Annotated in this window: 27 protein-coding genes and 1 tRNA gene; 10 read left to right on the forward strand and 18 right to left on the reverse strand. The window is 67.0% G+C overall.

Features of this window, described 5'->3' with window-relative positions; all coding sequences use genetic code 11:
* The first annotated feature begins 7 nt into the window (after positions 1–7).
* Together GMOLON4_RS14190 and GMOLON4_RS14195 are read left to right on the forward strand one after the other, a co-directional pair.
* Entirely contained in the window at positions 8–1,660 is a 1,653-nt protein-coding gene (locus GMOLON4_RS14190) for an alpha/beta hydrolase (RefSeq protein ID WP_026937570.1), read from the forward strand.
* Between the two features lie 92 nt (positions 1,661–1,752).
* A tRNA-Thr gene (locus tag GMOLON4_RS14195) sits at positions 1,753–1,825 on the forward strand.
* Positions 1,826–1,902: 77 nt separating this feature from the next.
* Here the strand turns inward: GMOLON4_RS14195 and GMOLON4_RS14200 are convergent.
* Positions 1,903–3,096 carry an AI-2E family transporter gene (locus tag GMOLON4_RS14200; protein ID WP_084147621.1) on the reverse strand — a complete coding sequence of 398 codons (1,194 nt, stop codon included), beginning with the start codon at positions 3,094–3,096 and terminating at the stop codon, positions 1,903–1,905.
* 45 nt (positions 3,097–3,141) lie between these two features.
* Positions 3,142–3,987, reverse strand: a complete 846-nt coding sequence (locus tag GMOLON4_RS14205; protein ID WP_051267203.1) for a universal stress protein — start codon at positions 3,985–3,987, stop codon at positions 3,142–3,144.
* A 168-nt stretch (positions 3,988–4,155) separates the two neighbouring features.
* Here GMOLON4_RS14205 and GMOLON4_RS14210 point away from each other — a divergent pair, with 168 nt between their 5' ends.
* From GMOLON4_RS14210 to GMOLON4_RS14230, 5 genes are read left to right on the forward strand one after another with little or no spacing between them, the layout of a single operon-like run.
* Positions 4,156–5,364 (forward strand): YbfB/YjiJ family MFS transporter, encoded by a 1,209-nt coding sequence (locus GMOLON4_RS14210; protein ID WP_169516531.1) that lies wholly within the window; start codon positions 4,156–4,158, stop codon positions 5,362–5,364.
* A gap of 8 nt (positions 5,365–5,372) precedes the next feature.
* Complete coding sequence (locus tag GMOLON4_RS14215; RefSeq protein WP_169516532.1) at positions 5,373–5,582, forward strand: hypothetical protein; 210 nt, start codon at positions 5,373–5,375, stop codon at positions 5,580–5,582.
* On the forward strand, positions 5,552–6,898 hold the full coding sequence (locus tag GMOLON4_RS14220; RefSeq protein ID WP_169516533.1) for a D-alanyl-D-alanine carboxypeptidase/D-alanyl-D-alanine-endopeptidase: 1,347 nt from the start codon (positions 5,552–5,554) through the stop codon (positions 6,896–6,898). Before GMOLON4_RS14215 ends, GMOLON4_RS14220 begins: the two co-directional genes overlap by 31 nt.
* Before the next feature lie 23 nt (positions 6,899–6,921).
* Positions 6,922–7,494, forward strand: coding sequence for an isochorismatase family protein (locus tag GMOLON4_RS14225; RefSeq protein ID WP_026937571.1), 573 nt, complete (start codon positions 6,922–6,924; stop codon positions 7,492–7,494).
* On the forward strand, positions 7,491–7,910 hold the full coding sequence (locus GMOLON4_RS14230) for a molybdenum cofactor biosynthesis protein MoaE (protein ID WP_026937572.1): 420 nt from the start codon (positions 7,491–7,493) through the stop codon (positions 7,908–7,910). Before GMOLON4_RS14225 ends, GMOLON4_RS14230 begins: the two co-directional genes overlap by 4 nt.
* Positions 7,911–8,032: 122 nt before the next feature.
* Here the strand turns inward: GMOLON4_RS14230 and moaA are convergent, their stop codons facing one another.
* The 7 genes from moaA to GMOLON4_RS14265 all read right to left on the reverse strand — a co-directional run bounded on the left by moaA (position 8,033) and on the right by GMOLON4_RS14265 (position 13,308).
* Complete coding sequence (gene moaA / locus GMOLON4_RS14235; RefSeq protein WP_026937573.1) at positions 8,033–9,127, reverse strand: GTP 3',8-cyclase MoaA; 1,095 nt, start codon at positions 9,125–9,127, stop codon at positions 8,033–8,035.
* Between the two features lie 72 nt (positions 9,128–9,199).
* Positions 9,200–9,535: a type II toxin-antitoxin system HicB family antitoxin gene (locus tag GMOLON4_RS14240; RefSeq protein WP_026937574.1), complete on the reverse strand. Its 336-nt coding sequence runs from the start codon at positions 9,533–9,535 to the stop codon at positions 9,200–9,202.
* A 315-nt stretch (positions 9,536–9,850) separates the two neighbouring features.
* On the reverse strand, positions 9,851–10,081 hold the full coding sequence (locus tag GMOLON4_RS14245; protein WP_026937575.1) for a MoaD/ThiS family protein: 231 nt from the start codon (positions 10,079–10,081) through the stop codon (positions 9,851–9,853).
* Positions 10,074–10,403: a DUF6457 domain-containing protein gene (locus GMOLON4_RS14250; protein WP_211222707.1), complete on the reverse strand. Its 330-nt coding sequence runs from the start codon at positions 10,401–10,403 to the stop codon at positions 10,074–10,076. Before GMOLON4_RS14250 ends, GMOLON4_RS14245 begins: the two co-directional genes overlap by 8 nt.
* A gap of 2 nt (positions 10,404–10,405) precedes the next feature.
* Positions 10,406–10,939 (reverse strand): cyclic pyranopterin monophosphate synthase MoaC, encoded by a 534-nt coding sequence (gene moaC / locus GMOLON4_RS14255; protein ID WP_051267207.1) that lies wholly within the window; start codon positions 10,937–10,939, stop codon positions 10,406–10,408.
* Positions 10,936–12,201, reverse strand: a complete 1,266-nt coding sequence (locus GMOLON4_RS14260) for a molybdopterin molybdotransferase MoeA (protein ID WP_026937576.1) — start codon at positions 12,199–12,201, stop codon at positions 10,936–10,938. Before GMOLON4_RS14260 ends, moaC begins: the two co-directional genes overlap by 4 nt.
* A 12-nt stretch (positions 12,202–12,213) precedes the next feature.
* Positions 12,214–13,308 carry a HesA/MoeB/ThiF family protein gene (locus tag GMOLON4_RS14265; RefSeq protein ID WP_051267209.1) on the reverse strand — a complete coding sequence of 365 codons (1,095 nt, stop codon included), beginning with the start codon at positions 13,306–13,308 and terminating at the stop codon, positions 12,214–12,216.
* Between the two features lie 130 nt (positions 13,309–13,438).
* Between GMOLON4_RS14265 and modA the strand changes: the two genes are divergently transcribed.
* The 3 genes from modA to GMOLON4_RS14280 all read left to right on the forward strand — a co-directional run bounded on the left by modA (position 13,439) and on the right by GMOLON4_RS14280 (position 16,301).
* Positions 13,439–14,236: a molybdate ABC transporter substrate-binding protein gene (modA, locus tag GMOLON4_RS14270; protein WP_084147624.1), complete on the forward strand. Its 798-nt coding sequence runs from the start codon at positions 13,439–13,441 to the stop codon at positions 14,234–14,236.
* Between the two features lie 2 nt (positions 14,237–14,238).
* The gene (modB, locus tag GMOLON4_RS14275) at positions 14,239–15,066 is read left to right on the forward strand and encodes a molybdate ABC transporter permease subunit (RefSeq protein ID WP_322745121.1); all 828 of its coding nucleotides are present in this window, start codon (positions 14,239–14,241) and stop codon (positions 15,064–15,066) included.
* A 167-nt stretch (positions 15,067–15,233) separates the two neighbouring features.
* Entirely contained in the window at positions 15,234–16,301 is a 1,068-nt protein-coding gene (locus tag GMOLON4_RS14280) for an ATP-binding cassette domain-containing protein (protein ID WP_051267213.1), read from the forward strand.
* Between the two features lie 137 nt (positions 16,302–16,438).
* On the opposite strand, the gene GMOLON4_RS14285 is transcribed toward GMOLON4_RS14280, so the two are convergent.
* The 9 genes from GMOLON4_RS14285 to trpS form a co-directional block, all read right to left on the reverse strand.
* Positions 16,439–18,754 carry an FdhF/YdeP family oxidoreductase gene (locus GMOLON4_RS14285; RefSeq protein ID WP_026937579.1) on the reverse strand — a complete coding sequence of 772 codons (2,316 nt, stop codon included), beginning with the start codon at positions 18,752–18,754 and terminating at the stop codon, positions 16,439–16,441.
* Positions 18,751–19,608, reverse strand: a complete 858-nt coding sequence (gene fdhD / locus GMOLON4_RS14290; RefSeq protein WP_026937580.1) for a formate dehydrogenase accessory sulfurtransferase FdhD — start codon at positions 19,606–19,608, stop codon at positions 18,751–18,753. Before fdhD ends, GMOLON4_RS14285 begins: the two co-directional genes overlap by 4 nt.
* An 84-nt stretch (positions 19,609–19,692) precedes the next feature.
* Entirely contained in the window at positions 19,693–20,013 is a 321-nt protein-coding gene (locus GMOLON4_RS14295) for a DUF6907 domain-containing protein (protein ID WP_146137536.1), read from the reverse strand.
* A 155-nt stretch (positions 20,014–20,168) separates the two neighbouring features.
* The gene (locus GMOLON4_RS14300; RefSeq protein ID WP_026937582.1) at positions 20,169–20,444 is read right to left on the reverse strand and encodes a helix-turn-helix domain-containing protein; all 276 of its coding nucleotides are present in this window, start codon (positions 20,442–20,444) and stop codon (positions 20,169–20,171) included.
* A 567-nt stretch (positions 20,445–21,011) separates the two neighbouring features.
* Positions 21,012–22,961, reverse strand: coding sequence for an ABC transporter ATP-binding protein (locus GMOLON4_RS14305; protein ID WP_026937583.1), 1,950 nt, complete (start codon positions 22,959–22,961; stop codon positions 21,012–21,014).
* A gap of 30 nt (positions 22,962–22,991) precedes the next feature.
* A complete protein-coding gene (locus tag GMOLON4_RS14310; RefSeq protein WP_026937584.1) occupies positions 22,992–23,351 on the reverse strand; it encodes a hypothetical protein in 360 nt (119 codons plus the stop codon).
* Between the two features lie 46 nt (positions 23,352–23,397).
* Positions 23,398–24,045 carry a GTP cyclohydrolase II gene (gene ribA, locus GMOLON4_RS14315; protein ID WP_051267215.1) on the reverse strand — a complete coding sequence of 216 codons (648 nt, stop codon included), beginning with the start codon at positions 24,043–24,045 and terminating at the stop codon, positions 23,398–23,400.
* Positions 24,046–24,062: 17 nt separating this feature from the next.
* On the reverse strand, positions 24,063–24,857 hold the full coding sequence (locus GMOLON4_RS14320) for a polyprenol monophosphomannose synthase (protein WP_084147626.1): 795 nt from the start codon (positions 24,855–24,857) through the stop codon (positions 24,063–24,065).
* 13 nt (positions 24,858–24,870) lie between these two features.
* Positions 24,871–25,875, reverse strand: a complete 1,005-nt coding sequence (gene trpS / locus GMOLON4_RS14325; protein ID WP_026937586.1) for a tryptophan--tRNA ligase — start codon at positions 25,873–25,875, stop codon at positions 24,871–24,873.
* Between the last annotated feature and the right edge of the window lie 70 nt (positions 25,876–25,945).

Below are 25,945 nucleotides of genomic sequence, written 5' to 3' on the forward strand. Positions count from 1 at the left end.
GACCCCGATGACCGTTCGTACCCGGCGAGGGCGTGCCCGAGTGCTGGCCGCAGGGGCGATGGCCACGGCGGCGATGATGGCACTCAGCGGCTGCGTCATGATCCAGGAGCTCAGCGCACCGACGAGCCCCGGGCAGAGTGATGCACCTCTCGGCGAGAACGAACGCGGGGAAGCACAGGGCGAGGGCAATCTGTATGACGGTGGCCTCGACCCGGCGCTTGTCGAGCTCTATGAACAATCCGTAGAGTGGGGGCCCTGCCCTGAGGATTACGGTGCGGGCGCCGACGTCGAATGCGCCACTGTTTTGGCACCAATGAACTGGGGTACGCCAGAAGCGCACGAGCCGATTGAACTCGCACTCGTTCGCCTCCCCGCGGAGGGCGAATCGAAGGGTTCGCTCTTCACGAACCCCGGCGGCCCGGGGGCGAGCGGCGTCGACTTCGTCGCGCTGTCCGGCAGCTACTTCTTCTCGGATGCGCTTCGCGAGAACTACGACATCGTCGGCTGGGATCCGCGCGGCGTTGGGCACTCGAGCGCGGTCGAATGCCGCGACGACGCGGGGATGGACGAGTACATCTACGGTGTGCCCGAGAACGCCGCGTCCATGAGCGAATCGGAATCCTTCGAGTGGTCGCGTCAGCAGGCCATCCAGTTCGGCGCCGACTGCCTCGAGAAGACCGGACCCCTGCTCGAGTACGTTGACACACAGTCGACGGTCAACGACCTCGACATGCTGCGCGCCATCGTAGGCGATTCGGCGCTGAACTACTTTGGGTTGTCCTACGGCACCGACATCGGGGCGCAATACATTGATCGCTTCCCCGACCGGGTCGGCCGAATCGTGCTGGACGGCGCGACCGACCCGACCGTGCCAGTGTTCGACGTGATCATCGACCAGCAAGAGAAGTTTGCGGATGCGACGCTCGCGTACCTCGAGGACTGCTTTACTTCGGAGGCGTGCCCGTTCGACCCGAACGCGGGTACTGAAGGCGCGATCGCGGACATCCAGGCGATGATGGATAACGTCGACGAGACGCTGCCGGTCGCCGCGGACGGACGGGTGCTGACGTCGGGCGTGATCAACTCCGCGATTACGGCGACGATGTACTCGGAGGACAGCTGGCCCTACCTCACCCAGGCGTTCTCCGCCTGGATGCAGGAACAAAATTCCGCGGTGTTCTTCGCACTCTCGGATTCTTACTACGGGCGCATGCCGGACGGCAGCTACGACTCGAACATGTTTGAGGCGTTCCCCGCGATCAACTGCCTCGACTACCCGCTCGTGACCGACGAGGCCACGATCCGCGACTTCAACCAGCGGCTCTCGGAGGTCACGCTCTTCGGGAGCGAATACAGTGAGCAAGAGATGCTGATCGGCGACCTGCAGTGCGAGAACTGGCCGTTCAAGTCCCGCGTCCAGGCCCAACAGCCTGTCCAGGGCGTGGGGGCGCCCCCGGTCCTCGTGGTCGCCACGACGAATGACCCGGCGACGCCGTTCAAGTGGGCCGTCGCCGTGGCCGACCAACTCGAATCGGCGGTGCTGATCGAGTTCGAGGGCGAGGGGCACATCGCCTATAGCCAGGGTGACTCGTGCGTCGTGACCGCGGTTGACCGCTACTTCATCGAAGGTGACGTGCCGCCGGGCGGCCTCAAGTGCTAGCCTCGCGGCCGGCGCTCGCCTTCGGGTAACCGATTTGGCACGAGCCCCCGGAAATGCGTTATAGTTGCGTGTCGCATGCTTCGCACGCGCAGGCCGCCTTAGCTCAGTCGGTAGAGCGATTCACTCGTAATGAATAGGTCACCAGTTCGATTCTGGTAGGCGGCTCCGACAAAAATGATCCGGCCCGGATGCTTTCAGAGCATCCGGGCCGGATCATTTGCATTGCTGCTTAGCCGCGGCCGCTAGCCGTACTCGGGCTCGGTCTTGGCATCCTGTTGCGGGATGACCACCTCGTTGATGATCAGCAGGATGGATGCGGTGACGGGGATCGCGACGAGCGCCCCGAGGAAGCCGAGGAGCGTGCCGCCGACGAGTGCGCCGATGACCACGAGCGAGCCGGGGACGGAGATCGCGCGGTTCATGACCCGCGGGGTTAGCACGTAGGCCTCGATCTGCATGTAGATCAGGTAGACGATCGCGAAGATGAGCGCTCCGGTGGGATCCGCGAACAGCGCGAGACCGGTGCCGATCACCCAGAAGGCGACGGTACCGATGAGGGGAATGATCGTGATGAAGAATGCGGCGACCGCCATGAGCGGCGGGAATGGCAGCCCAAGGACGGTGTACAGAATTGCGGTGATGACCGCGTTGAAGAACGCGAGGATCACCATGCCCTTGATGTAGGCGCCGACCGAGTCGGTAATGCGCTCGGTGAGGTCGGCCACGCGCTCGCGGCTATACGCGGGGGTGAGGCGCACGAAGCCGCGCTTCATCGCATCCAACGAGGCGGTGAAGTAGAGCGTCAGGACGAACACGATGATTGCGGTTGAGGCGCCGCCGATCACTCCTGCGCCAACCTGTAAGACGCCGCCACCGATCGTCGCGAGCGTGCCTGGATTGAGCACGAAATCCTGCACCTGCTGCACGAGCGACGTGATGCCGTCGCCGAGGTTCTCGGTGAGCCACGCGTAGGTTGGGGAGTTCATGAAGTCCGCGATGATTTTCGGCAGATCCCGGATGAACGACACGATCTGACCCGCGATCACCGGGGCGAGAAGACCGACGATGAGCAGGAAGACGAGCACTACGGTCGCCGACACGATGACAATGGCCCACTGTCGGGAGGCTCCCCAGCGCTGAATCATCTTCACGACGGGATCGAGGCCGAGCGCGATGAAGAGCGCGAGGGCCGTCGAGATCAGGATTGATGAGAGATCAGAAATGGCGAGAGCGAGCAGAATTGCGAGCAGGCCGCCAATGGTGAGGGCGAACCCGGCGGAGAGTGGCCGGGCTACGACCGTTGCGATGAAATTGGTGGGCTTGCGGCGTGGCAATGGCTCGCGCGACGCCTCGGACGCGGTACGCGTGCCTGCCTCGGCACCTCGTTCGTTGCCGTTGCGCGAATCGGCGGCTGCAGCGCCATTCAGATCGGTCATGGTCGCGATCCTACTGTGCGCGGCAGCCGCCGAGCCGGGGTTGGGTTAGCGGACGATTGCCGTCGGGAGCGAGATCTCCTGAAGCAGCTCGTGGCTCACCGAGCCGAGGAGGAGTCGGCGGAACGCGCCGCGACCGTGCGAACCGACGACGAGAAGCCGGCCCTTCTTCGCCTGGTCGGCCAGCGCATCCGCCGGACGACCCTCGACGATGACCTTCTGGATCTCCAGGTCGGGGTACTTCTTCTCGACGTCCTTGAGCGCCTCGGTCAGCTCATCCGCGCAGCTTTCCTGCATCGCCTTCTGGAAGTCGTCGACGTAGGCAAACGCGTAGCCGTAGCCGTATCCGTATGCGACGTCGCTCTGCCACGAGATCACCGCGATGAGCGGCTCGCCCGACGCGTGTGCCTCGGCCGCGGCGAAGTCGAGCGCCTTCGCCGAGATGTCGGAGCCGTCGGTGCCGACGACTACGCCACGGCGGTCGGTCACGTCCACGGCGGGAACCGCGACGACGGGCGCCTTGCTGACTGCGGCGATGCGAACACTGCCGGGGTTGCGCGAGCCCTTGCCCGAGCCGTCGGTGTCGCTACCGATGACGAGGAGGTCGGCGCTCTCCGAGATGAACTCGAAGCTCTCGGGGAGGCTGTGGCTGCGCTGGATCTCGGTTCGGAGCTCGAGGTCGGGCGCGATTTCGCGGGCGGCCTTGGCGTGGGTCGCGAGGAGGTCGTTTGCCCACGTCTCGACTTCTTCGACGTTGACACCACGGGGTGAGGGATCGATCACGCTGAAGATCAGGAGTGATCCACCTTCTCGTGCCGCGTACTTAGCGGCCCAGGCAACCGCACTTTCGTCCGCTTGGGAGCCATTGATTCCAACGATGATTCGACCGGCCATGAGGTCCTCCTCCGTGAGGTTCAGTGTGTGTCGCTACGCCGACGATATTGCCTGGTAGCGGCTTGTTATTTCAGCCTAATAACTCGAACTTGAAAGGTAATGTGCGTGAGCGCGCGCTGACGCTTGAACCGTCATCCGGCCAGCCGCGCGACCGATATGGTTAGCGACGTGACGGAATCGCAAGGACGCGGGAATGGTGTCGACCGCGGCGGCAGACTGACCTCATTGCAGGGAGCGGTGGCGCTCGCCGCTGCCATGGGCGTCGGCCGCTTTGTCTACACCCCGGCGCTCGGGGCCATGACGGCTCAGGGCGCAATCGAGGCGGAGACGGGAGCGCTGCTCGCCTCGGCCAACTATCTCGGTTACCTTCTCGGGGCCCTGATCATGCTCGTCGGGCGGCGCCTGCAGCAGCCCTGGCCGTTTCGCACGTCGTTCTTGCTGCTCGCGATCACGTTGGCGCTCATGACACTGCCGTCGACCGCCGTCTGGTTCGTGGCGCGCATCCTGGCCGGACTCGCGAGCGCGTTCATCTTCGTATCGGTGGCCCAGGCCGTCGCGTCGCGGCGCGACGAGGGCGTGGACCCGGGGGTTGTGTACGCGGGGCTCGGCGCGGGCGTGATGTTTACCGGGGTGGTCGGCGGCATCGCGGGCGAGCAGCCCTGGCAGACCCAGTGGTGGGTCGCGTTCGGCTTCCTCATCCTTGCGCTGGCTGCCACGTGGCGCTTCAATCCGGCGCCGAAGCCCGTCCTGCGCGTTGCCGAGCCCTCGACCGAAAGTGGCGGGCACGAGCTGGACACGTCGAGGCTCGAGCCGAAGCGCCCGCGGCTGCGCGCATCCTGGCTGCTCTTGCTCTGGAGCTACGGCCTGCTGGGAGCCGGGTACATCATCCTCGGCACCTTCCTCGTCGTGCAGGTGGATGAGGAGATCGGCGGGGGACTCGGGCCATGGTTCTGGGCGGTGACCGGGCTCGTCGCGGCTCCCTCAACGGTGATCTGGCGGAAGATCGCGGACCGCGTGACGCCCTCGCTCGCGTTCGGGCTCACCCTCGTGCTGCAGGTGCTCGCGGGCCTACTGCCGGTGCTCGTCGGCGGAATCGTTGCCACAGTGATCGCCGCGGCGCTGTTCGGCTTCACGTTTATCGCGGCGGTCATGCTCGCGACCGGGATGATCAACCTCGGCGTCAAGGGCGAGCCGGCCAAGCTCACGGCGCTCTACAGCGCACTGCAGCTCGCGGGCCCGCTTGCGGTGATGCCGATCATCGGCTCAGGATACTCGGGGGCGTTCCTCGTCTCGGCGGCCATCAACGGCGTCGCGATGCTGCTCGCATTCGGCCTCGCGTGGCTGCAGCGTGGCACCGGGCGCGCCGCCGCGAAGTGAGCTTGTCGGTGGCGAGACGTAAGCTTGGCGCCGTAAGAATTCTCGATTCGTGGGCGCTGCCCGGGGGAGTGTTGTGGGACGACGCGGGCGTGAGCGTGGCGGTGTCGACGGGCGGCAAGCGTCGCGAGACGCTGCGCCGACCTCGCGTCGCGCTGCGCGCCAGGCCGCTCGCGCGGGCCGCGGCGGCGTGGCCACCACGCTCCTCAGCATCCTGCTGACCCTCGTGCTGGCGGTCGCCGCTGGTGCCGGTGGCGCCGCGTTGGCAACCCACTGGTTCCCGCTTGCGTCGGCCGATGCGGCTCAGCCCCATTCGGCCCAGCTGCTGTCGGCGGCGACGCAGCCGCAGCAGGCGCTCAGCGCACCCGTGCGCACCTGCTCGATCCGCCCGGAGACCGAGGCCCCGGCGGCGCTCGACTTCCACGGCCTCATCGTGGATGCGCAGACCGGCGAAGTCCTGTTCGAAGAGAATCCGGAGGGCACGCATCCGACGGCCTCGGTCATGAAGCTCGTCACGAGTACGAGCGCGCTGGTTACGCTCGGGCCCGACTATCGCATCCCCACCCGCGTCTACCCGGGCAACGTGCCCGGGAGCGTCGTGATCGTGGGCGGCGGGGACGTCACGCTGAAGTCTTCCGCGACGAGCTATTACGAGGGCGCGACCGCGTCGCTGGCCGAGCTTGCCGCCGCGGTCGAGGCCGCGGGCGGGGCGACCTCGGTGGGCTACGACACCTCGGTGTTCGGCGGCGACCCGTGGCACCCAACATGGGAGCAGAAGGAACGCACGGACGGGTATATCTCGCCGATCACCGCGCTCATGACCGACGCCGGCCGCACCGACCCAAACAATATGTATTCGCCCCGCACGACCAGCCCGGCACAAGATGCTGCGGCCGATTTCGCGAGTGCGGTCGGCGCGCCGCTCGACGACGCGGTCTTCGTCGAGCCCGGCTCAGAACCGATCGCTGAGGTCTGGTCGCAGCCGGTTTCGGAGCTCGTCGAGTACGTGCTCGTCGATAGCGACAACGTCGTGGCCGAGGCACTCGCGCGCCTCGTGGCGATCGAACGCGGCACCGGCAACACGTTCGAGGCGGTGGATGCGGCGGCCGACGCCTCGCTCGAGGAACTCGGTTTGGACGCCTCGACCTTCGTGGGCGCCGACGGCTCGGGGATGTCGCGCGACAATCGCGCGAGCGCATCCCTCATCGTCTCGCTGGTGGAGGCGATACACACCGACACGGACGGGCTCGGCTTCCTCATCGACTTCCTGCCCGAGAACTCCCTTACCGGCACGCTCAAGGACCGTCTCGGGACGGTTCCCGCAGGCGCGATCAAGGCGAAGACAGGCTGGATCGACCAGGTCTTTGCCCTCGCCGGAACGATGACCGCCGAGGACGGTACCGAGTTGATCTTTGCCATCTTCGTGCCGGTCGAGAATCCGGATGGTTCGCAGATCACCGGGCTCGGCAACCGCAACGCGCTTGATGCGATTGCCGCGGCCACGTGGTCGTGCGGGGCGACGCTGTCGAATTACTGAGCCTCGTCATAGACAATGGGGAGATGGCACGAGCACTCCTGATTGTTGACGTACAGAATGATTTCACCGAAGGCGGCGCGCTCGGGACCGAGGGCGGTGCCCAGGTCGCGCGCGATATCACCACGCACCTTCGCGAGCACGCTGGCGAATACTCGGTTGTGCTCGCGTCCCGCGACTGGCACGACGCCGATAACGACAACGGCGGCCACTTCGCCGCTGAGCCCGACTACGTCGACACGTGGCCGCGGCACTGTATCGCTGGGACTCCTGGAGCCGACTTCCACCCCGACCTCGACACCTCGTTCATCGACGTCGAGGTGCGCAAGGGCCAAGGTGCGCCGCACTACTCGGCGTTCCAGGGCGTGACGGATGCGGGCCAGAACCTGATCGACGTGCTCGCGTCGCGCGATGTCGAGGACCTCGACATCGTCGGAATCGCGACCGACCACTGCGTGCGTGCGTCGGCGCTCGACGCGCTCGAGGCGGGCGTGCAGGTGCGCGTCCTCGACGGCCTCACCTCGGCGGTGGGCAAGGAATCACGTGCCGCGGCGCTCGCGGAAATTCGCGCCGCCGGTGGGGAAGTGGTCGACCGATGACCGTCCGCATCGCGGCGCTTTCCGAGCAGCCGCTCGACTTCGCGAGCCATGCCGCGGCCGTGAGCGGTGAGATGAACGGCGCCGTCGCATCCTTCACAGGGCTCGTGCGCAACCACGACCCCGGTGCGAGCGGCGAGGTAAACCAGCTCGACTACTCCGCGCATCCCGACGCCGAGGCGAAGCTGCGCGAGATCGCCGCGTCGCTGGATGCGCCGGGTCTCGAGATTGCGGTCAGCCACCGCACCGGGACGCTCGCGGTCGGAGATATCGCGATCGTCGCGTGCGTCGGCTCGGCCCACCGCGCGGAGGCGTTCGACGTGTGCCGCGAGCTCGTCGAGACGGTCAAGCGGGAGCTGCCCGTCTGGAAGCGGCAGCACACCGTCGACGGCGCGACGAACTGGGTCGGGATCGTCTAGCGCGCGGTTGGGCTGGTGGGTCGTGGCGCGCGGCTCGTACGTCGAGACTGTCTCGCTGCCGACTCGCCGTTGGCCAGCCAATCGCGCGTGCGCGGTCTAGACGCTCGGGCGCACGCCGCCGGCTAGCCGCCGATATATGACATCTCGATGTGCTTGCGCGTCGGCTTACCGCCATCGAGGAGCCCTGAGCGCAGCTCGGAGTAGCGGTCGTCTCGACGCTGCCAAACCCCGCAGAGCGCATCCTTCAGCTGTTCGTCGCTGGCGCCGTCACGGAGCAGCGCGCGGAGGTCGTAACCGGATTCCGCGAAGAGGCACGTGTAGAGCTTGCCCTCGGCGGAGATGCGCGCACGCGTGCACGTGCCGCAGAACGCGCGGGTGACGCTCGAGATGACGCCGATCTCGCCCTCGCCGTCCTCGTACGCCCAGCGCTGCGCGGTCTCGCCCATGCTGTTCGGTTCGAGCGGGCGAAGCGGATGCTCACGGCCGATGATGTCGACAACCTCGGCGGAGGGCACGACCTCGTCGAGCACCCAGCCGTTCGAGGCGCCGACGTCCATGTACTCGATGAAGCGGAGGATGTTGCCCGTGCCACGGAAGTGGCGGGCCAGCGGCAGGATCTCATCGACCGTGTCGCGCTTGACGACCGTGTTGATCTTGATCGGGCCGAGCCCCGCATCCTGTGCCGCGGCGATGCCGTCGAGGACGCGCGCCACGGGGAAGCGGACGTCGTTCATTGCCTGGAACTTTGCGTCGTCGAGCGAATCGAGGGAGACGGTGACGCGGTCGAGCCCGGCCTCCTTGAGCGCCTGGGCCTTGACAGGGAGGGCCGAGCCGTTCGTCGTGAGCGCGATGTCGGGCTTTCTGCCATCGAGCGCGCGGAGCTCGGCGAGCTGGGCGATGAGGTCCTCGATGCCGCGGCGCAACAGTGGCTCGCCGCCGGTGAGGCGCAGTTTCGTGACGCCGAAGCTGAGCGCGGTGCGTGCGACCTTCGTGATTTCCTCGAAAGTGAGCAGTTCGCTGCGCTCCATGAACTGATAGTCGCGGCCGAAGATTTCCTTCGGCATGCAGTACACGCAGCGGAAATTGCAGCGATCGGTGACCGAGATGCGGAGGTCTCGCAGCGCTCGACCGCGGCGGTCTTCGAGGCCGGTCGAGGGGAGTCGCTGCGCTGCGGTGGTGTTCGAGGCCGCTCCCCGTGTGGTGCTTGGGGTATTCATGGGAACCTTCCCTAGACCGCCCACCCTAGCAGTCGGGCGGCGATTCGCGGAGTTCTCCGACACCCGGTCCCGCTAAATTCCAATGAGTCGATTTGCAGCAAGTCGATTCAGCGATACGCGCTGTTCAGCTGCATCGATTGCCAGCTGTCGGTGCGCTTCCGGCGTGATTCTGACCATGAACTTGCCGGAATACGAACGATCAGCGATTGCCGCGGGCGGGGTCTCTCCGCTGGCAGTCATATCTGCCAAAACTTCGGCGGTGAGCTTGCGAATTCCTGCAAACGCATCTTCTTGGTTTTCGGCAAGCCACGAGAGCGAGGGAAGCTCAGCGACGGTGCCAACGAATTCTTGATCTTCGGCCGACCAGCGAACGCGGTACGTGTAGTGGTCGGCGGAGGGCGAGGTCATGACTGGTCTCCTTCCAGTTTCTCGAGCGCTGCCAGGACTTGGCGAACTTGGTAGGGCTTGGCCTTCCCGCGACTATCTTGAATGTTTACTCGAGGGTCACCGCTCCATGGCATCTTGTAGACACGGTGTGATGTTCCTCGTTGGCGGGGTTCACCAAAGTAGTAGTCGCAGACTTGGGCGAGGTCGTTGAAACGTACGCCATTCGAATTTTCGCGGATTCGTTTGAATAGTTTCTCGATACTCGCCAAAAGGAAGTAGTATCATTATTGATACTAAATTTAACAGTGCTTCGGTTGGAACGAAGGGATCAAACGGCTAGCCTCCCGCGAAGGGCGGGAGGATGTCGACGCGGCCCGCGGTGAGGGGGCCGGAGCTGATCTTCTTGCCGTCGGCGAGGAGCGAGCATTGGGCGAGGATGCGCTCGAACTCCGGGCCGAAGCGCATTGCGAGGTGCTCCCGGAGGCCCTCGACTGAGTCTGCCTCGACCTCGATCGACTCGACGCCAGCGGCGTCCGCGGCGGCGGCGAATAGCCTGACCTCACGCATCCAGGCCTCCTTCCGCATCCGCGCCACCGTCTGCATCCGCGCTGCCAGCCGCAATCGACTCACGCTCCGACGCCCACTCGCGTACGAGTTCGCGCAACCGCGCGTCACCTTCCTCGTTCGTCAGGAGTCCGCGACCGACCGCGAGCCCGAGCAGATAGGACGACACCGGCGCCGCCGGGCGGACGACGCCGTGGGCGACGATGCCGGTCATGCCGAGCAGGTCATTCAGCGGCACTTCGGCCGGGTCGAGGCCGAGCCGGGGCGCGGCGAACTCGACCCACTCGGACAGGCCCTCTGGCAGGCCGCGATCCTGTGCGGTCACAGTTAGTCCTCGACCGGGTCGTGCTGAATCACGGGGATGGCGCCGGTGAAGGGCGCGGTGTTGTCGCCGGGACGACGCCACATGCCGGACTTCCCTCCGGTCTTCTCGACGAGCTCGATGCGCTCGATCGACACACCCTTGTCGATGCCCTTGACCATGTCAACGATCGACAGCGCCGCGACCGAAACCGCGGTGAGCGCCTCCATCTCGACGCCGGTGCGGTCCGCGGTGCGGATGGTCGCGCGCAGTGAGACACCGTCATCGAGCAGCATGACATCGACCTGGGCGCCGTGCACGCCGATCACGTGCGCGAGGGGGAGCAGCTCGGGTGTCTTCTTGGCCGCCGCGATCCCCGCGATGCGCGCGGTCGCGAACACGTCGCCCTTGGGCACGCTCTGGTCTGCGAGCGCGCGGACGATCTCGGGGGAGCAGCGCACGAACCCGCGGGCGGTGGCGCTGCGAACGGTCGGGACCTTGTCGGTGACATCGACCATCCGGACTCGGCCGGCGCGATCGAGGTGCGTGAAATCGTTCATGGCAGGATCTCCCAGATGGTGAGGCGGTCGCCGGGTCGAACCTCTTCGGACTCGGCGGGGACTAGGGCGAGCGCTTCGGCTGCGGCCAGGCGGCTCACGAGGTGCGAGCCGGAGCCGCCAGCGGTGGCCCGAACTACCTCGCCCGATGTTAGAGATCGTACCGGCATGAACTGGGCGCGGCCCGGCGGGGTCCGCCATCCTTCGGCAGCGGTCGCGGTGGATGTGCGGCGCGCGAACTCTTCCCCCGCGAGGATGCGCAGGGTCGGCTTCACGAACGCCTCGAACGAGGTGAAGACGCTCACCGGGTTGCCGGGGAGCGCGAACACGAGCTGGCCGGATGCGAGTCGCCCGAAGCCCTGAGGCTTGCCGGGTTGCATCGCGACCTTATCGAAGGCGACGCCGGAGGGCTCGTCGTTGTCACCCGCGCCGCTCAGCACGAGCCGGACCACGTCGAATGCGCCGACGCTGACGCCGCCCGTCGTGACGATCACGTCGGCCTCGGCCTCGGCGGCGCGAGCCACCGCATCCGCGAACTCGGTGCCGCCGTCACCGACGTGCGTCTGCAGCGCGACCTCGGCGCCGCACTCGCGCACGAGCCCGGCCACGAGCGTCGTGTTCGAATCAAAAATCTGGCCGTGCGCGACCGTGCCGCCCGGGGCAACGACCTCGTCGCCGGTCGTGATGATAGCGACGCGCGGGGCGCGCACGACGGCGACCTCGGCGACGCCCGCCGCCGCGATCCCTGAGAGGATGCGCGCCCCGAGCCGTTCGCAAGCCTCGGCGATGAGCGCACCCGCCGGTGCGTCCTCGCCCGCGCGGCGGATGTTGGCCGCGGGTTTGGGCTCGATCGTCACCTCGACGGTCGGCGCCGCTTGTTCGGTGATCGCGACGCCCTGCACGGTGTGCTCGAACGGCACGACCGCGTCGGCGTCGGCGGGTACGGGGGAGCCGGTCATGATTCGGGCGCACTCACCGGGCTGCAGGCGCGGGTCGAGGCCCGAGCCTGCGGGGATGTCGGCGACGACCCGGAGGGTGACTGGCGCATCCGCCGAGGCCCCGAGGACGTCGTCGCGGCGGACCGCGAAACCATCCATCGCCGAGTTGTCGAAGCCCGGCAGCGGCACCGGGGTGTGGACGTCCTCGGCGAGCACGAGGCCGAGGGCGTCGTGCAACGGGACTCGCTGCGGCTGTGCGTCGGCCTCGGCGCGGACGGCGTAGGCGGCCTCGAGCACGCGGGCGAGCTGATCGGGGAAGGAAATCACGGCGGCTCCTGGCTAATTGCGGGTTTCGAGATCGACGAGGGCGGACAGGGCGGGGATACCGCCGGGGAGCGTGCGGACCGCGCGGGCGCCCGCCTCGGTGAGGAGCTCGGAGGCATAGCGCGCCCGGGGGCCCTGGGCGCACGCGACGACGAGCGGCTCGTCGAGTGGGAGGTCGTCGATCTCGCCCTGCGCGACTCGCTGTGCGATCGTCTCGAGCGGCAGGTGGAGGTAGCGGTGCGCGAGCTCGAGGTCGGGATGCGCGGCCGGGCGGACATCGACGATCAGCTCGTCGGGGCGGATGCTCGGGGCGGGGTTGGTGGACCGAGGTTCGGCGGTGGTGGTGCTGGACGTATCGGTCGGGTCGGCCGCGGCCAGCGGTATCTCGCGGACCCGACCGGTGCGGCCATTCGTCACCCGGACGGTTCCGGCGAGCGGAGACCCGGCTCCGGTCACGATGCGCAGCGCCTCGCCCGCCATCGCGGAGCCGAGCTCGGCGACGAGCGGGGCGAACACGCCCGCGGTGGCGCAGTTGGGGCCCTCGACGGTCAACTGCTGCTCGCGATCCACGAGGTCATCGAGCGTCGGATTTTCGGGGCCGGGGAGGAACACGGTGAGGAGCGCATCCCAGCCGAGCACGCTGCCCCACACGAGGGGGATGCGCGCGGCACGGCACGCATCCGCGACGGCGAAGCGGGTCGGCCAGTGGTCGGTCGTGTCGACGACGAGGTCGGCGCCGGCGAAGAGCTCGGCAGCGTTCTCGCGCTCGAGACGAACCTGGCACGGCTGAAAGGTGGTCTCCGGCCCGAGGCCCTTGAGCGCATCCACCGCCGCCACGACCTTGGGGCGGCCGATATCGCCCTCGCGGTACAGCGTCTGCCGCGCGAGATTCGAGCGCTCCACCTCGTCGTCGTCGATGAGCGTAAGGATGCCGATTCCGGAGGCCGCGAGGACCTGCAGCGCAGGGCAGCCGAGACCGCCCGCGCCGACCACCACGACGTGCGCCGCATTCGCGCGATGCACGCCGGGCTGGCCGTAACCGAGCAGGCGCACGTGGCGCGCCTGGCGCTCGAGGTGCTCGGCCCAGGGCCGGTAGGTGTGGAACGACATAGGTCCAAACTTATCGGACTCGGTCAGCCTTATCGGGCTCGGTCAGCGGCGCGCGAATCCGCGCTCGCAGATTGGCTATTGTGGGGAGGGCGCTCCGGCCGCGGTGGGCCGTTGATACGGAGGGGTTTCAATGATGAAGCGATTACGAACCGGACTGGTGTTGCTGGCTGGCGCTGCACTGCTCTTTGGCACCAGCGGCTGCGCCGCGAATGGCGGCGCGACGCCCGACGAGAGCGCGGGGGACGCCACCACCGCGAATGCCGAGCCACTGAACATCCTGGCCGCAGCATCCCTGACCCAAGCCTTCGAGACGATCATCGAGGATTTCTCGGCCGCGCATCCCGATATCGAAATCGCCCCGCTCGTGACGGGTGGCTCGCAGGACCTCGTGCAGCAGGTGATCGAGGGGGCGCCGGCGGATGTGCTCGCCCTCGCGAGCGAGCCGAGTGCGGAACCGCTCGCCGAGGCTGGCGTCGAAACCGACTTCAGCGTGTTTGCCGAGAACACGCTGGTTATCGCGGTGCAGCCGGGCAACCCGAAGGACATTCAGGGGCTCGACGACCTCGCGAACAACCCCGACCTGAAGATTGCGATCTGCGCGGTGGAGGTGCCGTGCGGTGCCGCGACCCAGAAGCTGCTCGAGCTCAACGGGCTCGAGATCACCGGTGCCACCGAGGAGACGAACGTCTCGGCCGTGCTCGCGAAGGCCGAGCTCGACGAGGTTGACGCGGCGATCGTCTACCAGTCGGACCTCGTGACCTCGAGCGCCGACCTCGAGGGCATCGAGCCCGAGCAGGCTGCCGAGGTCGTGAACCGCTACCCGATTACGACCCTTGGGGAGAACCCGAACGCTGCCGTGTTTGTTGAGTATGTGCGATCGGATGCCGGAAGCGCGGTGCTCGAAGAAGCGGGCCTCGTCATTCCGTGACCGTGACCGTAACCGCTGAGCCGACACGGGCGCGGATGCTGGGCCGGGGACACACTCCCTGGCCCATTACCGTGCTCGCAGCGCTCGGGCTGCTCGCGATCGTCGCGCCGCTCGTCGCGCTGCTGCTGCGCGTGGACTGGGTCGAGTTCCCGAGCGTGCTCCTGTCGTCGGATGTGCTCGCAGCGCTCGGGCTGTCGTTCGGCACGGCGCTGGTCGCGACCGCGGTGTGCATCGTGTTGGGCGTGCCGCTCGGGATCGCGATCGCGCGGGCCCGGCCGCGAGCCGCCAACGTCACGCGGGCGCTCGTGCTGGTGCCGCTGCTCATGCCGCCGTTGGTGGGTGGTCTCGCGCTGTTGTCGCTCTTGGGGCGGAACGGTCTGCTCGGTTCGTTGCTCGGGGCACTCGGCATTACGCTGCCCTTCACGACCCCGGCGGTGGTGATCGCGCAGGTGTTTGTCGCGCTGCCGTTCCTCGTGGTGTCGGTGGAGCAGGCCGTTCGCGCCGTCGACCCGCGGCTCGAGCCGGTCGCGCGCACGCTCGGCGCATCCAGGCAGGGCGTGCTCTGGCGCGTGACCCTGCCGATTATCCGGCCCGCGATCGTGGCCGGGGCGACGATGAGCTTCTCGAGGTCGCTGGCCGAGTTCGGCGCGACCGCTCTCTTCGCGGGCAACGTCGAGGGCGTCACGCGCACGATGCCGCTCGCGATCTACTCGGTCTTCAACGGTGCGACGGGCGGGCCTGAGCAGGCGTATGCGCTCGCGGTGATCCTCGTCGCCTCGGCGGTTGCGGTGTTGATCGCGGTGCGTGGTTGGCGGGTGAACGGGCTGTGAGCAGTGTTGCGGCGGGTGCTGCCGGGAGCGGTGCCGCGGGAGCTGACTCTGCGTCCGGTGGAGCCGGTCCCGACGAGCGCGCCGACTTGCCGCGCGCGGGCGACGGGGCTGGCGAGCGTGGCATAGCGTCCGGAGGTCCTCGGGATTCCGGTATTTCGGGACGGGTCGTGGTCCCGCGCGATCGCTTCACGCTCGACGCGTCGCTCGAGCTTCGGCCGGGCGAACGAGTCGCGATAATCGGCGCAAACGGCTCCGGCAAATCCACGCTGCTCGCCGGACTCGCGGGTTTGACGGAACTAGCCCGAGCTTCGACCGTCACGCTCGGCGGGCATCCCTGGCGGAGCATCCCCGTCGAAGCGCGCGGGATTGGTTTCATCGCCCAGGATGGCCTGCTCTTTCCGCACCTGAGCGTGCTCGACAACGTCGCGTTCGGCCCGCGCTCCGCCGGTCGCTCCCGGCGCGAGTCTCGCGAGATTGCGGCTCGGATGCTCGAGGAGGTTCGCGTGGACCACCTCGCTGGAGCAGCCGCATCCTCCGTATCGGGCGGAGAGCGGCAGCGGATTGCGCTCGCCCGGGCGCTCGCGACGGAGCCCTCGACGCTCTTGCTGGACGAGCCGTTCGCGGCACTCGACGTGGATGCGTCAGTCGAGGTGCGCGAGATCACCGCCGAGCAGGTGCGGGCCCGCGGGCTTTCGTTGTTGCTGGTCACGCACGACCTGGTCGATGCCGTCCGGCTCACCGACTGCGTGATCGTGCTCGAGAGCGGGAAAGTCGTCGAGCGACTGGAGACTCGAGATCTGCAGCGCGCCCCGGCGAGCGCATTTGCAGCGTCGTTCGCTGGGCTCGCCCGGGTGCCGGGCACGCTTGCGACGGATGCGCTGGTCACCGCGTCGGGGGCGCGCATCCCGCTGCGAGGGGTCGAGGTTGACCGGTCGCTTCGAGTCGGTGCCTCGGCGCTGTTACTCGCGGCGCCGGATCACGTGGAGCTTGTCGACTCTGGACGTGGTGCGGTCGGCGGCGATGGCGAGGCTGCTCGGACCGATGCGGGCGGCAACGTCGCGATGTCGGCGAGTTCATTTGCGGATGCAGTCGAGTCACTCGTCGGCGACGGCTCGGCGGTGCGTGCGCGCCTACGCAGCGGCCTGCTGGCGCGAGTCGACTCGGAGCGCCTGCCGCAGGCTGGCGCGATAGTGCGAGTGCGCATCCACCACGCCCGCCTGCGCCCCGCGCCCTGAGCGGGGAACCGCTGGGGGAGTGCATCCGGTGACGGGTTCACCGACCAGTCGCGGTAGCCTTCCCGCGCAGTGGCAACGCCAATGATGCCGCCGCCGATCACGGCGATGGATGCGGGAGCTGTCATCTCCGGTACGTGCTACGACATCTGCGGGGCGTCGACCCGCTCGAAGCGCACCGTGATCGCCTTGAAGCCAGGGGTATTCGACTCGCGCGCCACTAGCTCGCGGTGCACGAGCGCGTTGGCCTCGGGGAAGTAGGCGGCCGCGCATCCACGAGCCGTCGGGTACGCCACCAAACGGAACGCATTCGCACGACGCTCCTCGCCGCGGAAAACGCTCACGACGTCGACCATGTCGCGATCCTTGAAGCCGAGCGCGGCGAGGTCGTCGGGGTGCACGAGCACGACGCGACGGCCGTTCTTGATGCCGCGGTAGCGGTCATCGAGGCCGTAGAACGTCGTGTTGTACTGGTCGTGCGAGCGCATGGTCTGCAGGATCAGGTAACCCTCCGGCGCCTCGAGATACTCGAGCGGGCTCACCGTGAACTGCGCGCGCTCGGTCGGCGTCGCGAAGGTCCGGGTGTCGCGCGGGGGCGAGGGCAGCTGGAAGCCGTTGCGCTGGCGCACGCGGCGGTTGAAGTCCTCGAAGCCGGGCAGGGTGCGCGAGATGCGGTCGCGGATGACGTCGTAGTCGTCGCCCATCGCGCGCCAGTCGATGACGTGGTCGGGGCCGAAGGTTGCCTCGGCCATGCGTGCGATGATGACCGGCTCCGCGAGTAGGTGCTCCGATACCGGCTTCAGGCGGCCCTGGGTCGTGTGGACCATCGACATCGAGTCCTCGACGGAGAGCACCTGCACGCCGCCCGGGTGCTTGTCGTCGATGTCGGTACGGCCAAGCGTCGGCAAAATCAGCGAGGTCTTGCCGTGCACCACGTGCGAGCGGTTCGGCTTGGTCGACACGTGCACCGTCAGGCCGGCCCGCTGCATCCCGGCCTCGAGCCGTTCGGTCTCGGCGTTCGCGAGGGCGAAGTTGCCGCCCATCGAGACGAACACATCGATATCGTCGTTTTCGAAGGCCTCGATCGACTCGGTCGAGTCGTAACCGTGCTCGCGAGGCGACTCGATCCCGAACTCGCGATCAATCGCATCCAGCAGCCACGGGGCGGGCTTCTCCCAGATCCCCATCGTGCGGTCGCCCTGCACATTCGAGTGACCGCGCACCGGGCACGCGCCCGCGCCGGGCTTGCCGAAGTTGCCCTGCAGCAGCAGGATGTTCACGAACTCGCGCAGCGTGTCGACCGAGTGCGGTTGCTGCGTGACGCCGAGCGCCCAGCAGATGATCGTCGCATCCGAGTCGGCGAGCATCCGCGCGACCTTCGCGATCTCGTCGCGCGACAGGCCCGTGGCGCGCTCGGTCTCGTCCCAATCGATGTGCTTTCGGGCCTCGCGGTACGCCTCGAAATGCTCGGTGCGCGTCTCGACAAACTCCTGGTCGACGATCGTGCCGGGCGCCGCATCCTCGAACGAGAGGAGCAGGTGACCGAGCGCCTGGAACAGCGCGAGGTCGCCGCCGACCTTGATCTGCAGGAACTCGTCCGAGATCCGTACGCCCTTGCCGATCAGGCCCTGCGGGGTCTGCGGGTCCTTGAAGTTGAGGAGACCGGTCTCCGGCAGCGGGTTCACGGCGACGACCTTGCCGCCGTTCTTGCGGCACTCGTCGAGCGCCGACAGCATGCGGGGGTGGTTCGTACCCGGGTTCTGGCCGACGACGAACACGAGCTTCGCGTTGTGGATGTCCTCGAGCGAGACGGTGCCCTTACCGATACCGATCGTGGGATTGAGTGCGCTGCCGGAGGATTCGTGGCACATGTTCGAGCAGTCCGGCAGGTTGTTCGTGCCGAGCGAGCGCGCGAACAGCTGGTACATGAACGCGGTCTCGTTCGCGGTGCGGCCCGAGGTGTAGAAGACGGTGCGGTCCGGGGTCGTCGCGCGGATGCGCTCCCCAATGAGGTCAAACGCTTCCTGCCACGGAATGGGGGAGTAGTGGGTCTCGCCGGGGCGGATGATCATCGGCTCGGTGATACGGCCCTGCTGGCCGAGCCAGTATTCGGTCTTGCCGCTGAGCTCCTCGATGGAGTTCGCGGCCCAGAAGTCACGGTCGGCGCGACGGGTCGTGTTCTCCTCGGCGAAGGCCTTCGCGCCGTTCTCGCAGAACTCAGCGGGCTTGCGTTTGCCGAGGGGCTCCGGCCACGCGCATCCGGGGCAGTCGAAGCCCTTGTCCTGGTTCACCCGCAGCATCGAGCGCAGCGTGCGGGTGACGCCGCCCTGCTCGAGCCCGCGCTGGAAGGCGACCGAGACGCCCGTGAGGCCCGCGGCGGCGAGCTTCGGCTTCGAGACGACGAGGTCATCCTCGTTGATGTCTTCGACCGGCGACTTGTAGCTGTGCTTCGTCATGACGTGGATGCTCCTTCGGTCACGAAGTCTTCCACGACTTCGACGCGGTCTGGGTGGGTGTACAGCGTGATTCGGTCGCCGCGGCTGAACCCGGCGAGGGTGATGCCGACTTCGTCGGCGAGGTCGGCGGCAAGTGAGGACGGCGCGCTCACGGCGCTCATGATCGGGATGCCCGCGAGGTGGCATTTTTGCACGAGCTCGAAGGATGCGCGGCCCGAGACCTGCATGACGGTGCCGCGCAGCGGCAGTTTGCCTTCGCGCAGTGCCCAGCCGATGACCTTGTCGACCGCGTTGTGGCGGCCGACGTCTTCGCGCGCGCAAAGCAATTCGCCGTCGGTGGTGAAGAGGCCTGCGGCGTGGAGGCCGCCCGTGGTGTCGAAGAGTTTCTGCGCCTCGCGGAGCCGGTCGGGCAGGTCGAGCAGAATGTCGGCCTGGATGCGCGTGTCGGTAGGATGCGCGCCGAAGCGTGACTGCCTGGTCACTTCGTCGATCGACGTGGTGCCGCATACTCCGCACGCGCTCGTGGTGACGACGCGGCGTTCAGAGATGCTCGCCGGGTTGAGGCCGATCACGGCAGCGTCGATGACATTGAAGGTCTGCTCGCCTTCCTCGTTCTTACCGGCGCAGTAGCGCATCGTGGCGAGGTCCTGCTGGCCGCCGAGGAAGCCCTCGGATACGAGGTTGCCGGCGACGAGATCGAAGTCGTGGCCGGGAGTGCGCATCGTTACCGCGAGCGGCTTGCCGTTGACGCGAATCTCGAGCGGCTCCTCGCCTGCGAGGGTCTCGCGCTTGGGTTTCGAGCCCTCGCCCGCGCGCACGAGAACGGCCTTGCGGCGCGTCGTAACTCGCGACATAACCCAGCCTCCTTACTGCAGCACTCGATCTTCCAACTCTAGCCGCCGGATGCTCGCGATGCATGCCGCGCGCCACCCCCGCCATCAACCACTTCGCCCCTCCTCAGGCAGCTGCCGAGCCAGCACATCCGCGAGCTGCCGAGCGCTCTCGAGCGATAGCTCCAGGTACTCGCGCGGGCCTGCGCCGATGTAGACCCACGTGGTGTCAGATCCGTCGCGCCGGCTTAGCCCGACCTCGTATTCCTCCCCGGAGACGCGTTGGGCGAGGTTTGCGTCGGTCCGTCGGCTGAGCACCGCGAGGGCCTCGCCGACCGAGCGGTGCACTCGGTCTTCCGGATGGTCGCCCTCAGAGTGCCCGCGAGCGCACCACTCCGGGCACGGGTCCTGCTGCCAAGAAGGAATCATGCCTCAAGCCTTCGGTCGAAAAACTCGGTTCGCACGGCACGGAGACATTCGACCACGAGCCTCCGACATAGACCGACTGGGCGATGCCGTCCCGCTCGGCGTCGGGTCAAGTGAGTTGGCTACGCAATCTGGTACGCGGCATGGGCTAACGCCGCTCAGCGGCCGTTCGTAATGCCTGGCAGCGCTGGCGGCAGGAGTTCCGTGACCGGTACCTCGAGCACCTCGGCGAGCGCGACTAGTGTACGGAGCCGCGGATTCGCCGCCGTTCCGGGATTCGACTCGCCTTTTTCGAGTTTGCGGTACGTGAACACCGAGATCTCGGCCGCCGAGGCGACGCGTTCTTGGCTCATCGCCTTCTCGCTTCGTGCCCGCTGCAAATTCAGGCCGAGCGTACGGACGTACTCGTCCCACTTCTCGGCTCGCTGAGGCATAAGTCCACTGTGCCCCCATTGCTCCACTCACATGAGCATGTTTACATGCTCAATTTGAGGAGATGCGCACGGTGCGGGCCCGAGCCATCGCCCAAGCATTGCCGCTAGTGCTTGCCCAGGCCCGTGCACGAGCAAGGGTGAGCGCTACCTGCAATAGCTGTCGGTGCGATGCGGCGTCACCATTGCCGTTAGCGCTTGCTCGGGCCCGTGCACGAGCAAGGGTGAGTGCTACGGGCAATAGCTCTGTGGATGCGCGGTGGGGTCATCATTGCCGTTAGCGCTTGCCCGGGCCCGTGCACGAGCAAGGTTGAGTGCTACGGGCAATACCTGTGGATGCGCGGTGGGGTCATCATTGCCGTTAGCGCTTGCTCGGGCCCGTGCACAAGCAAGGTTGAGCGCTACCTGCAATAGCTGTCGGCGCGATGCGGTGTCATCATTGTCGCTAGCGCTCAGCCCTGCCCGTGCACAAGCAGGGGTGAGCGCTACTTGCAATGGTGACCGGCACGCGCGGCACCGGCACCGGCACCCCGGCAGCGCAACCAGCCCCACCCGCAGCGACAACAGCACCTACGCGAGCAGCTGGTGCTGCGCGAGGCGGCGGTAGAGCGGCGTCGTCTCGATGAGCTCCTCGTGCGTGCCGCGACCGACGACCCGGCCGTGGTCCAGCACGACGAGCTCATCCGCATCCACGACCGTCGAGAGCCGGTGCGCGATCATCACCATCGAGCGGCCTTCGGCGGCGCGGTCGAGCGCATCGCGGATGAGCGCCTCGTTTCGGCCATCCAACGCCGAGGTTGACTCATCCATCAGCAGGATGGGCGGGGCGGCCAGGAGCGTCCGGGCAATCGCCAGCCGCTGCTGCTCGCCTCCGGAAAGACGCACGCCCGCCTCGCCGACCTGCGCATCCAACCCATCGGGGGAGCGATCGAGGACGTCGCCGAGGTTGACGTCGCGGAGCACCTCGACGCACTCCTCGTCGGATGCGTCGGGCCGCCCGAGCAGGAGGTTGTCGCGGATCGTGCCCGCGAGGGTGGGGGAATTCTGCTGCACGTAGCCGAGCTGCGCGCGCATTTCCGAGCGGTCGATCGCGCGGAGGTCGACGCCGCCCATGCGGATGACGCCGCTCGACGGGTCATAGAAGCGCTCGATCAGAGCGAGGGTCGTGGACTTGCCTGCGCCAGACGGTCCAACCAAAGCGACCTTGTGGCCGCGGGGCACCGTGAACGAGACGTCATCGAGCACGAGGGGCGACTCGACCGCATCCGACTCATCGATCGTGAGCAGCTCCTCAGCCGCCTTTCGAGCCGCCCGACCCGTCTGCGTGACGAAGCGATCGAAGCGGCCCGATGCATCCGCCTTCGCGCGAGCCGCGCGCACGACGTTGTCGGGATACCGGAACGAGACCGCATCGAACTCGAGCGCTGGTGCGGAAGGCTGCGCACCCACGTTCGCCGGACCCTGCAGGGTCACGAGCGGCGCATCCGAACGATCGTCCGCATCCTCGTCGGGGAGCGCGCGAATCTCCTCGATGCGTCCGAGGGCGCCGAGCGCGGAGGCCACGGCCGAGACCGCGCCGAACATGAGGCCGAGCGGCGCGATCATCATAAAGAGGAACATGATGAACGAAATGAGCGAGGCGATCGAAGTCTCGCCCGCGGCGACGCGCACGCCGCCGACGCCGAGGACGGCGACGAGCGACAGCTGCAGCGCGAGCATCGAGACCGGCACCATCACGGCCGAGATCGCGGCGATGTCGAGGCCGCGGCGATAGGCGCCCTCGGCGTCCTCCATCACGCGAGCCTCTTCGCGCTCGGTCGCAACCGAAGCGCGCAGCGTGCGCATCGCCGAGATGGCGCGCTCGACCGACGCGGTCAGCTCGCCCACCTTCTCTTGCGCGGCGGCGGATGCGGTGGCCACCTTGCGTGCGAGGAAGACGACGATCACGAGCGAGACCACGATGCACGAGATAGTAATGAGGAACAGCACCCAGTCGAGCAGCAGCATCGCGATGACCGCGCCGACGAACGTGAGCGTGCCGCCGATTGCCTCGATCAGGCCCTGCGTGAGCACCGCGCGCAGCAAGGTGGTGTCGCTACCGACGCGCGAGACGAGGTCGCCGGTGCGGCGCGCATCGAACTCGGCGATCGGCAGGCGAAGAATCTTGCGCACGAGGTGGCGGCGTGCGTTCAGCACGATGCGCTCGCCGGTGCGCTGCAGGAGGAAGTGTTGCAACCCCGATAGCAGCGCAGCGACGAGCACGACCGCGATGAGCACCCACACGATCCACGACGTGAACTCGCCCGCCTCGACCCGCTGAATCAGCAGGCCCATCAGGATGGGCTGGGCGAGGTCGAACGCGCTCCCCACGATCGAGATCACGATGATGACCGCCATCATCTTCTTGTCCTCGAAGAGGTACGGCCACAGCTGCTTGAGCGACGCGCGTGGGGTGCCAGAGTGCGGCTGCTCGCGGTCTGGCTTACGGCGCGGTTTCGTGGGTGTGCTGGTGTCGCTCACGTGATCTTTCCGGGGGGTTGGGGGAGGGGGTTACTTCCAGAGAACGGCGATGACGATGTTGGCGAGCGTGAGCCCGCCGATCGCCCACATTACTCCCGAGTTCACGGACTCCTTCTTGCGGTTCATGAACACGAGGACCATCACGACGATCGCGATGATGAGCTTGACCAGGATTTTGATGCGGATGTCCATCGTGACCCCGCCGATGGCCTCGTTCACGCCGAACATTAGGATGCCCGAAATCAGCATGAGCCAACCGGAGTGCACCATGCCGGCCGGAATCACGGCCGTGCCCTTCGAGATCTTCGAGACTTGCATGAACCAGCCGCCGAAAAGTCCGGCGATACCGATGATGTGGAGAATGAGCAGAATATCCTTGAGAATTTCCATGCTCACGAGCCTATCGAGTCCCGGTGGCCCGGGATGCTGGGAGCGGCTAGGCGCTCGGCGGCACGAGGGGGTCGGGATGCCCGTTGTCGCTCGAGCCGCTATCGCTCAGCAGGTGCCCCATGCGCAGCGCCTTGGTGCGCATGTACGCGTCATTCACCGCGTTGCGTCCAACCTCGAGTGGCACGCGCTCGATTACCTCGACGCCGTGGGCGGTGAGCGCATTCGACTTCGCGGGGTTGTTCGTGAGCAGCCGCACGCTCGTGAGCCCCATGTCGATGAGGGCGGATGCGGCGGCCGCGTACTCGCGGGCGTCGGCGGGGAGTCCCAAGGCGAGGTTCGCATCCACGGTGTCGAGCCCGTCCTCCTGCAGCCGGTAAGCGCGCAGTTTGTTGAGCAGGCCGATGCCGCGCCCTTCGTGGCCGCGCAGGTACAAGACCACGCCGCCCTGCTCGTGGATCGCGGCGAGCGCCGCATCCAGCTGCGGGCCGCACTCGCACTTGAGTGAGCCGAACGCCTCACCGGTCAGGCATTCCGAGTGCAGGCGCACGAGTGCGCCGGGTTTCGGGTCGCCGCTAATGATCGCGAGGTGGAGGTCGCCCGTCACCGTGTCGGTGTAGGCGCGCACCCGGAACTCACCGTGCTCGGTGGGGAGGTGCGTTTCAACTTCAAAACGCGCACGAGATTCATCAGACATAGGACAGCTTTCGGCTCTTATTTACCGGTCAACCGGTACTCCAGACCGCGCGCGCGATAGCCGAGTCCCCAGGACCCGACGCGCCAGAAGGCCTCGATGATGATGCCGCGGGACATCTTGGACGTGCCGAACTCTCGCTCGGCAAACGTGATTGGTACTTCGACGACGCGCTTTCCGACGCGTTCGAACATCCAAGCCATCTCGATCTGGAAGCAGTAACCCGCCGATCTTACCGGCGCGAGATCAAACTTGCGAAGCTCGCTCGCGCGGAAGCCCCGGTACCCAGCCGTGATATCGCGGATGTCCGACTTCAGCGCGAAGCGACAGTACAGGCTTGCGGCGCGCGAGAGGAGCTTGCGGTTGAGCGGCCAATTCTCGGTCGCGCCGCCGGGCACCCAGCGCGAACCAATCACGAGATCGGCCCCGCCATCGAGCTCATCGATCAGTGCTGGCAGGCGGTCAGCAGGATGCGACCCATCGGCATCGAACTCGAAGAGGTAGCGATAGCCGCGCTCGTGACCGACGTCGAAGCCCTCGAGGTAGGCGCTCGCGAGGCCCTGCTTGCCGCTGCGGTGCAGCACGGTCACGCGCGAGGTCTGCGCTGCGATCGACTCGGCGATCTGGCCGGTGCCGTCGGGGGAGCCGTCGTCCACGATCAAGACATCGACGCGGGTGGATGCATCCAGCACCTGGCCGACGACCGTCTCGATATTCTCCCGCTCGTTATACGTCGGGACGATGACGAGGATGTCGCGCACTTGCGTTTCGGCGTCGTCGCGTGTGGGGATGGCGTGCTTCCCTGAATTCGGCATCGGCGCAGACTACCTAGAAACCCTTCGGGAAACCGATTCGCTCGTGCACGAGCGCGAGCGTCTTCTCGGCCCGCTCGTTGGCACGCTCGGCGCCCTTGCGCAGCAGGTTTTCGAGCTCGCCACGGTCGTTCAGCAGTTCATTCGTGCGCTCGCGGATGGGCGAGAACGTCGCCTCGACGGCCTCGGCAAGACCCTTCTTGAGGTCGCCGTAACCGTGGCCCGCGTACTCGTTCGCCACATCCTCGATCTCGCGTCCGGTCAGCACCGAGTAGATCGTGAGCAGGTTCGAAACGCCAGGCTTCTCGGCGGGGTCGTAGCGAATCTCGCCATCCGCATCCGTCACCGCGCGCATGATCTTCTTCTTCGTTACGTTCGCGGGGTCCAGGATGCGCAGGAGACCCGCATCCGAGTCTGCCGACTTCGACATCTTCGCGGTCGGGTCCTGCAGGTCATAGACCTTGGCGCTCGCCTTCGGGATGAAGCCCTCGGGGACGACGAACGTCTCACCGAAGCGCGAGTTGAAGCGGTTCGCGAGGTCGCGCGTGAGCTCGATGTGCTGGCGCTGGTCCTCGCCGACGGGCACAGAATTTGCCTGGTAGAGGAGGATATCGGCGGCCATGAGCACCGGGTAGGTGAACAGGCCCACGGTCGTGCCCTCGGTGCCGAAGCGCTGCGACTTGTCCTTGAACTGCGTCATGCGGCTGGCCTCGCCGAAGCCGGTGATCGTGCCGAGGATCCACCCGAGCTGCGCGTGCGCGGGCACGTGCGACTGCACGTACAGCGTCGACCGGTCGGGGTCGATGCCAGCGGCGATGTACTGCGCCGCGGTTGAGAGGGTGCGCTTGCGGAGATCCTCGGGGTCGGTCGCGACGGTGATCGCGTGCTCGTTCACGACGCAGAAGATCGCGTCGAAGTCATCCTGCATCTTCACCCAGTTCGTGAGGGCCCCGACGTAGTTCCCGAGGTGAAGGGAGTCGGACGAGGGCTGCATGCCCGAGAAGATGACCGGTTTCGACATAAAGATTTCCTGATTAGACGTGAGGTGTACGAAGTAATGCTAGACCCCGGCATAAAACCGGGGTCATTTG

Origin of the sequence: Gulosibacter molinativorax (assembly GCF_003010915.2) — a bacterium.
GTDB lineage: Bacteria > Actinomycetota > Actinomycetes > Actinomycetales > Microbacteriaceae > Gulosibacter > Gulosibacter molinativorax.

Bases quoted from the DNA above. Each gene is read 5' to 3' on its own strand.
- GMOLON4_RS14230 (WP_026937572.1), top strand. From the start codon at position 7,491: ATGACCGTCCGCATCGCGGCGCTTTCCGAGCAGCCGCTCGACTTCGCG.
- GMOLON4_RS14300 (WP_026937582.1), bottom strand. From the start codon at position 20,444: ATGCCTCAGCGAGCCGAGAAGTGGGACGAGTACGTCCGTACGCTCGGC.
- GMOLON4_RS14295 (WP_146137536.1), bottom strand. From the start codon at position 20,013: ATGATTCCTTCTTGGCAGCAGGACCCGTGCCCGGAGTGGTGCGCTCGC.
- moaA (WP_026937573.1), bottom strand. From the start codon at position 9,127: ATGAATACCCCAAGCACCACACGGGGAGCGGCCTCGAACACCACCGCA.
- GMOLON4_RS14285 (WP_026937579.1), bottom strand. From the start codon at position 18,754: ATGACGAAGCACAGCTACAAGTCGCCGGTCGAAGACATCAACGAGGAT.
- GMOLON4_RS14190 (WP_026937570.1), top strand. From the start codon at position 8: ATGACCGTTCGTACCCGGCGAGGGCGTGCCCGAGTGCTGGCCGCAGGG.
- GMOLON4_RS14310 (WP_026937584.1), bottom strand. From the start codon at position 23,351: ATGGAAATTCTCAAGGATATTCTGCTCATTCTCCACATCATCGGTATC.
- trpS (WP_026937586.1), bottom strand. From the start codon at position 25,875: ATGTCGAAACCGGTCATCTTCTCGGGCATGCAGCCCTCGTCCGACTCC.
- GMOLON4_RS14205 (WP_051267203.1), bottom strand. From the start codon at position 3,987: ATGGCCGGTCGAATCATCGTTGGAATCAATGGCTCCCAAGCGGACGAA.
- modA (WP_084147624.1), top strand. From the start codon at position 13,439: ATGATGAAGCGATTACGAACCGGACTGGTGTTGCTGGCTGGCGCTGCA.
- moaC (WP_051267207.1), bottom strand. From the start codon at position 10,939: ATGAACGATTTCACGCACCTCGATCGCGCCGGCCGAGTCCGGATGGTC.
- fdhD (WP_026937580.1), bottom strand. From the start codon at position 19,608: ATGTCGCGAGTTACGACGCGCCGCAAGGCCGTTCTCGTGCGCGCGGGC.
- GMOLON4_RS14265 (WP_051267209.1), bottom strand. From the start codon at position 13,308: ATGTCGTTCCACACCTACCGGCCCTGGGCCGAGCACCTCGAGCGCCAG.
- GMOLON4_RS14225 (WP_026937571.1), top strand. From the start codon at position 6,922: ATGGCACGAGCACTCCTGATTGTTGACGTACAGAATGATTTCACCGAA.
- GMOLON4_RS14240 (WP_026937574.1), bottom strand. From the start codon at position 9,535: ATGACCTCGCCCTCCGCCGACCACTACACGTACCGCGTTCGCTGGTCG.
- GMOLON4_RS14320 (WP_084147626.1), bottom strand. From the start codon at position 24,857: ATGCCGAATTCAGGGAAGCACGCCATCCCCACACGCGACGACGCCGAA.
- GMOLON4_RS14200 (WP_084147621.1), bottom strand. From the start codon at position 3,096: ATGACCGATCTGAATGGCGCTGCAGCCGCCGATTCGCGCAACGGCAAC.
- ribA (WP_051267215.1), bottom strand. From the start codon at position 24,045: ATGTCTGATGAATCTCGTGCGCGTTTTGAAGTTGAAACGCACCTCCCC.
- GMOLON4_RS14245 (WP_026937575.1), bottom strand. From the start codon at position 10,081: ATGCGTGAGGTCAGGCTATTCGCCGCCGCCGCGGACGCCGCTGGCGTC.